Annotated in this window: 6 protein-coding genes; all 6 read left to right on the forward strand. The window is 64.3% G+C overall.

Annotated elements, in window-relative coordinates; translation table 11 throughout:
* Window positions 1-84 precede the first annotated feature (84 nt).
* Complete coding sequence (locus tag HMPREF0321_RS13645) at window positions 85-1,029, forward strand: aminoglycoside phosphotransferase family protein (protein ID WP_006947274.1); 945 nt, start codon at window positions 85-87, stop codon at window positions 1,027-1,029.
* A gap of 262 nt (window positions 1,030-1,291) precedes the next feature.
* Complete coding sequence (locus HMPREF0321_RS13650; RefSeq protein ID WP_115296240.1) at window positions 1,292-2,212, forward strand: formate transporter FocA; 921 nt, start codon at window positions 1,292-1,294, stop codon at window positions 2,210-2,212.
* A gap of 66 nt (window positions 2,213-2,278) precedes the next feature.
* Window positions 2,279-2,731 (forward strand): hypothetical protein, encoded by a 453-nt coding sequence (locus HMPREF0321_RS15150; RefSeq protein ID WP_006947210.1) that lies wholly within the window; start codon window positions 2,279-2,281, stop codon window positions 2,729-2,731.
* A 321-nt stretch (window positions 2,732-3,052) separates the two neighbouring features.
* Complete coding sequence (locus tag HMPREF0321_RS15155) at window positions 3,053-3,763, forward strand: TnsA-like heteromeric transposase endonuclease subunit (protein ID WP_170957188.1); 711 nt, start codon at window positions 3,053-3,055, stop codon at window positions 3,761-3,763.
* Complete coding sequence (locus HMPREF0321_RS13665; protein ID WP_083803288.1) at window positions 3,760-5,805, forward strand: Mu transposase C-terminal domain-containing protein; 2,046 nt, start codon at window positions 3,760-3,762, stop codon at window positions 5,803-5,805. Before HMPREF0321_RS15155 ends, HMPREF0321_RS13665 begins: the two co-directional genes overlap by 4 nt.
* Before the next feature lie 9 nt (window positions 5,806-5,814).
* Window positions 5,815-6,869: TniB family NTP-binding protein (locus HMPREF0321_RS13670; protein WP_006947261.1), on the forward strand; the 1,055-nt coding region annotated here is incomplete at its 3' end.

The following is a 6,869-nucleotide window of genomic DNA, read 5'->3' on the forward strand; positions in this document are numbered from 1 at the left end:
GCCGCTCGACGCGGGGCTGCGCGCCGAGCGAGATGTCGCCTGCGCGCCGAGTTGGGGACTCGACGCGCATGACAGGATCGGGCAATGGTCGAGACGGACGCGTTGATCCCCGAGTCGCTGCGAGCGCTGTTGGCCGGTCGGGCGGCTGACGGCGCCGGGCTGCCTGACGGTGAGGCGTGGCTGCGCAGCGTCCCGAAGACGCTCGAGACGCTGCTGGGCACCTGGCGTCTGACGCCGGACGGGCCGTCGATGCACGGTCAGTGCGCGCTCGTCGTGCCGGTGCGGCGGGGTTCGGAGCGGCTCGCGCTCAAGCTCGCGTGGCCGCACGCCGAGGCGCGGCACGAGCACCTGGCGCTGCGCGCGTGGCGCGGTGTCGGAGCGGTCAAGCTCGTCGCGGCCGAACCGTCGTCATGGGCGCTGCTGCTCGAACGGTGTCGGCCGGCGACGCAGCTGGTGGAGATGTCGTCGCTCGACGCGGCGGAGACGATCGGCGCGATCCACCGGCGTCTCGCCGTGCCGGCGTTGCCGCAGCTCGACACGGCGTCTGCGTGGTGCGGCCGGATCGCCGAGCGGCTGACGGGGGAGGAGCTGCCGATGCCGAGGCGGTTCGTCACCCAGGGGGTGTCGTTGGCGAGATCGCTCGCGCAAGAGCGTGGTGTCGACGCGACGCTCGTGCACTCGGATCTGCACGACGACAACGTCATGAGCGTGACGCGAGCCGGAGCTATTGGCGGGCTCGTCGCGATCGATCCGAAACCGGTCGCGGGAAACCTCGCGCTCGCGGTTGCACCGTTGTTGTGGAACCGGTGGGACGAGGCCGCTGACGCCTACAACCTGAGGAATCATCTGCGTTTTCGCGTCGATTACGCGTGCGACCCGATGGGCGTCGCGCCCGAAGCGGCCCGGGCATGGACGATCATTCGGGTGCTTGCCAACGCCTGGTGGGCCTGCCACGACGCGCGCGAGCGACGCGCTCCTGCACCGGATCTGACTCGCGAGGTCGCCATCATCAAGGCCATGCAGGGCTGACGTTCACCCCTGCCCGAACGCCTCGGTTCGAAGGCCTCAGAGAGCTTCCGACTACTGCCCAGCGGCCCCGCCCCACGTGCGATGTACGTCCCCATTCGCGATCTGCGTAGCCATCGGCGACTCACGTCCACCTTCGCGATCTGCGTCCCCATCTGCGATTTTCGGAAGCATTCGCCCCGGCCGTCGCACGTGGCAGGTGAGGTGCCCGGGCCGTGCGGAGCGTCGCGCCACCCGGCGGCGGGCCATCTCGTACGCTGTGGCCATGAGCCATCCCACTGATTCGTCGACGCCCGCCGCGCCCGTCAGCTCGGCCCCGGCGCCTGCGGCGCCACCCGCCGCATCGACCGCCATCCTCACCCCTGAAGCGATCGCGACGGCTGCCGAGGCCGCGATGGCCAAGCGGCCTGTGCGCGAACCGTGGCGCATCGCCATGCTCGCCGTGCTGGGCGGCGCATGGATCGCGCTCGGTTTTGTCTTCTACATCACGACGCAAACGGGCGCGTCGACGATGCCGTGGGGCATCTCGCGCACCATTGGCGGCGTCGCGTTCTCCGTCGGCCTGCTGCTCGTCATCGTGACGGGCGCGGAGCTGTTCACGTCCTCGACGATGACGATCATCGCCAAGGTCGTTGGACGCATCACGTGGCCCCAGTTCGCGCTGCACTGGGTGATCGTGTGGGTGTTCAACTTCGTCGGCGCGCTGCTCGTCGCGGCGCTGTGCTACTTCGGTGGGCTGCAGACGAACGGTAAGAACGGGTGGGGCAAGGTCGTCCTCGACGGCGCGGCTGCCAAGCTGCATCACTCGTGGGGTGAGGCGTTCGTCCTCGGCATCTTCGCGAACCTCGCGGTCTGCCTCGCGGTGTGGATGGCGTTCGCCGGCAAGACGCTCGTCGACAAGGCGTTCGCCGTCGTCGGGCCGGTCGCGCTGTTCGTCGCGACGGGTCTGGAGCACTCGATCGCCAACATGTTCTTCCTGCCGCTCGCCATGATCTTCAAGGATCACGGGGGAGCGAAGTTCCTCAAGGGCCTCGACATGTCGGCGTACTCGGATCTCACCTGGACGCATGTCTTCGTCAACAATTTGCTGCCGGTGACGCTCGGCAACATCATCGGTGGCGGGCTAATCGCGGGCCTGTACCAGTGGTACGCGAACCGTCCGAAGGTCGAAGCAGCTGCGGTCTGAGGATCGCGCTTTACATTCATTAGCTATATTTATGGCGCAGGGGAGTTGCACCAGAAAGAGACCACCGTGAGCGGTGTCGACAAGGCGCAGGTCCTGGAGGACCTCGTCGCACACCTGAGCGAGCGCCTCGACCAGGCCGACAAGGCTGTCGGCCTGCGCCAGCAGGTCGGCGAGGTGATCGAGCAGGACGAGCACCGCGTCGACGACGTCTCGCATCAGGAGGACGCCGGCGACATGCACGACATGCTCCAGGAGGTCGACAAGACGCAGCAGCGCATCGTCGAGACGGCGAAGGCGTTGACGACGACGGCGTGTGACGTCGTCAAGCCCGGCGCGGTCATCAGTTTCGGCGGCGAGCACTTCGTCGTCGGCGTGGCGACGGACGAGTTCACCTCGGGCGGCACGACCTACCTGGGCATCTCACCGGACGCACCGATCTACGCAGCCATCGAGGGCAAGCGAGCCGAAGACACATTCGAGTTCAACGGCACGATGTTGACGCTCGACGACGTGTCCTGACGCTTCGGGCGCGCGGACGTAAGCGTCAGCACTCTGGCGGCGAGAGCCAGCAGTGGGTCACATCGCACACAGCGGTGTGACCCACTGTCATTGGGACCTCTTCTGCGCCACGTTCGTCATCCGATAATCTACATTATGTTAAGTAAGCGGATGAGGGGCCTTCCCCAGCACCCCCACACGTGTTATCGTTCATAAAAGACTGCCGTTTTCTCACTCAACTCCTCCTGTTACCTTTTGATGGTTGACTCGCACGATTCATCGCCACTAGATCGAGGGACCATGGGTACAACCTCCGTAGCCGCCAGTGACGAGACGATGTGCATGATCCGCACAGCGGACGGTGAGCGACTCGTAACTCCCCTCGGGCCCGATTTAGCCAGGGTGGCCGTTGAGCACGCTCGCCCCATACGGGAGGTCACCTCGTACAAGCAGAAGCGCTCATTTGAGGGCGATTATTGGTCCGCGACGCTGGGGTGCCTCGTTCACCACGAATCTGGGCTCGAGAAGAGGTTCGCGGTCGAGGCTGACTTCCGCCGCGATGTGGTCGCGTACTCATGGCAGCCGCTCATCTTCTCCTGGCCGCGAGGAACACCCGGACGACGTGACCACGTCCCAGACTTCTTCTGCCGACTCGCTAGCGGTGACGGTCTCGTCGTTGACGTCAAGTCCGCCGATCACACTGAAGCTGCCGCAGATCAGTTCGCCCTCACCCGCACAGCCTGTGAAACCGTTGGATGGCAGTACGAGGTGTTCTCAGGTTGGGAACCCCAGCGGGCATTCAACATGGAACACCTGTGCACCTACCGGCGCACGCGCTTCGTTCCCGATCCCTCAGTGCGTGACGCAGCGCTAACGGCGTTCGACGGTGGCGCGTCATTCAACCTCGGGATGAGGCGTCTGATGCGCGAGGCCGCGCTACCCGAACACGAAGCGCGCATGCACCTCTACAACATGATGTGGCACCAGCAGCTTACGTTTGACCTCGAGCAGCCGCTACGCAGCAGCACCATAGTCACGGCGGAGAGTGCATGAAATCTGTCAGGATGTACGACTTCATTCTCTTCGACGCCCAGGCCTGGCAGGTCGTCGGCGTGGATGGCCCGAGAGCCGCGTTGAAAAGCCAAGCGAGTGGGCGCATCCGCCACGTCGCGCTCACCGAGCTACTCGCCGATGACTCCTTCCAGCCAGAGACCCCGGACCGCTTGCCAACCCTCGACGATGTGCGTTTCTTGGAGAGCGTCCCCCAGCAGGTCGCCGAGGATGCCCGCTGGCTCCAGCGGCACATCGTGGAAATCATCCGCGGTGTGCCACCCATCGACGACACCCCCCAGGAGACTATCCCGAATCCGGCCTACGCCGACGACGTCCCCCGCTACCGCCGCATTGAAGCCAAAGTAGCCGAGCTCGCCTCAACGGCACGACCCCTAAAGGAGCGGCAACTTCGGCAATACGTGAAGGCATATGAACGCGATGGCGTGGCCGCCCTCGTCGACAAGCGCAAATTGCGCGACAAGCGGCCCGGTCTCCGACAAGATCCGCGCATCATGACGCTCCTACACGCGTACGTCGTCGACCAAACGGAGACGTCTACCGGAACCCGTAAACGCGCATTGGATCATCTGAAGTACCAGGCCCGGCTTGAGGGCATCACGGTTCCTTCCGACGCGACCCTCTACCGCCTCCTGTCCCAAGTGGAAGGTGACCTGCACCCATTTGGCAACGCCACGACCAGACGAACCCGCGCCAACCGGCCGAACCAGCCCTTCAGCAGGCGCCGGGCCACGCTTCCAGGCCAACTCGTTGAAATCGACTCGACCCCACTCGACCTCGCCATCGTGTACCCAGACGGAAGCACCGGGCGCCCAGAGCTGTCCGCAATGATCGACGTAGCCACCGGGACCATTTGCGGCGCCATCCTGGTGCCCGAGGGAACGAAGGGAGTGGAACTCGGTACTCAATTGTTGGCGCGCTCTCTGACCCCACTTCCCATGCAGCCCGGATGGGACGACGCCCTCTCTCTCGCGCGATCCACCCTGCCCGTCGAAATGATGGTTCCCGACCCCGAACTGAGAGCGGGGATCGCCGCCCGCCCCCTCATCTACCCCGAAACGATCACGATCGACCGGGGAAAGAACTACATGAGTGAGGTTTTCAGGAACGCATGCGAACGCCTCGAAATCGGTCTAACGCTAGCCTCTCCGGGCACGCCCACAGATAAGCCACACATCGAACGGTTCATGCGAGCAGTCGAGGAGCAGTTCACGCAGTACCTCAACGGATACACCGGTCGAGATGTCGCCAACCGTGGCCGCGACGTCGAACGAAGGGCCCGATGGGCTCTCCACGAGGTTCAATCACTTCTCGACCAGTGGCTCGTCACCGTCTGGCAGAACCAACCGAAGGACCGCCTGCGACACCCCGCCGTTCCGAAGCGGGCGCTGACACCCAATCAGATGTACACGGCGCTGTCGGGGGTCGCACCGACAGCCACGAGGGCTCTCACCCGCGACGACTACATCAGTATGCTCCCGATGAAAATGCGAACCGTCCAGCACTCCGGAATTAATCTGGACGCGATGTCGTACAACTCCCCTGCCCTCAACCCCTACCGCAAACAACCATCCGGATTGTCGAACACCGACAAGTGGGAGGTGCGCTACGACCCTTCTCGCATGAACGTCATCTTCTTGCGTGACCACCGCAAGCCGTCTGGCGAGCAGTGGATTGAGGTGCCGTGGATCTTGCACACCGACGCCGTCCCAGCGTTCTCGGAGAGCGTGGCCAAGGTGGCTGTCAGACTCGCGAAGGAAGCATCCCGGGGCCAAGAAGCACCGTCAAACCTTGTACTCGACCACATCATGCGCATTCAGTCCGGACTGAACCTATCGACAGCGACGGAACGTAAGGCCAGGCGACGGAACAGCCAGCCGAACGTTCCGGAGGTAGCCCTCGCACCTGAGGCGCGGACACCTGTCCCCCGGAATGGCGAGGCTAGCGCCCCCACACCGGAAGAAGAGCCGGACGCCGAGGACCAGACGAAGCAACGCAAACGAGTGCGCCGCGCCGAGTACTGAGGAGCCACCATGAGCGACATCCAACTGACTAGCGCACCAATCACACTCGACCAATGGCGACGCTTCATGGCATATGAGCCGGTGATCGTCGACGCCCTTAGTCCAGAGCAAGTTGAACGGCTGACACACGAAGAAGCCGAGCGTTACCTAGAGCGTCGCGCCGCCGCTATCAACAGCCACGACGTGCTCCTCACGCCTGACTTGGATCGCCTTGAACGTCAATTCAGGGTTCATCGGCTCGGCGCGCACGGCCCCCAGTTCGGGCCCCGCCAGAGCATGGCGGTCTCGGGAGCCCAGCGCCTGGGCAAGAGCACCGCAGCCCTCCATCTCGGCAAGCTCCACGAAATCACCGAGCGAAGGAAGACGGGCCGTGCCGGCACGGACTTCGCACCGACCCTCTACCTGTCGACACCCCCCGGGGCTACGCCCAAGACCCTCATGAGTGCATTCGCCGCCGCACTGAACCTCCCGGTGCACGTACGTGACACCACCGAGACCATCACCGCTCAGGTCGTTGACGTCCTTGCCAGCCTCAGCACCAGTCTCATCATCGTTGACGAGGTCCAAAACCTCCGCACACGAGCCCAATCCGGCCTGGACGCAGCGTCAGCACTCAAGGCCTTCATGGACCGCGTGCCAGCGCTATTCCTATTTGTCGGAGTCGACCTTCCGGACTCTGACCTGTTCGCGGGCCCTATGAGCGCCCAAATGCAAGGGCGCGTGACCATGCACTACCTCAAGCCCATGAGCAGAGGCACCCAAGAGGACCGTGACGAGTGGGATTCGCTCATCGACCTCCTCGAGGAGTCATTGCCTTTGATGAGCCAGCCCGCCGGCCACCTGTCGAGTCAAGCGAGCGAGTTCCTGCACGCCGCAACAGGCGGCAGCATCGGCTCCCTGCGCACCCTCGTGCGCATGGCAGCGCTCGGCGCCCTCATCGACGGCAAAGAAACCATCGGCTTACGCGAGGTCAAGACAGCTCACCGCGACTACCGCGCGGAACTGGCCGCCAAGGAGGAACACCTCACACAGACCCGCCAACACAGGGCGGATTCAACTGGTCG

This window comes from Dermacoccus sp. Ellin185 (assembly GCF_000152185.1).
Taxonomy (GTDB): domain Bacteria; phylum Actinomycetota; class Actinomycetes; order Actinomycetales; family Dermatophilaceae; genus Dermacoccus; species Dermacoccus nishinomiyaensis.

Coding starts and splice junctions, on each gene's coding strand:
- HMPREF0321_RS13665 (WP_083803288.1), top strand. CDS start 3,760: ATGAAATCTGTCAGGATGTACGACTTCATTCTCTTCGACGCCCAGGCC.
- HMPREF0321_RS13650 (WP_115296240.1), top strand. CDS start 1,292: ATGAGCCATCCCACTGATTCGTCGACGCCCGCCGCGCCCGTCAGCTCG.
- HMPREF0321_RS15155 (WP_170957188.1), top strand. CDS start 3,053: ATGATCCGCACAGCGGACGGTGAGCGACTCGTAACTCCCCTCGGGCCC.
- HMPREF0321_RS13645 (WP_006947274.1), top strand. CDS start 85: ATGGTCGAGACGGACGCGTTGATCCCCGAGTCGCTGCGAGCGCTGTTG.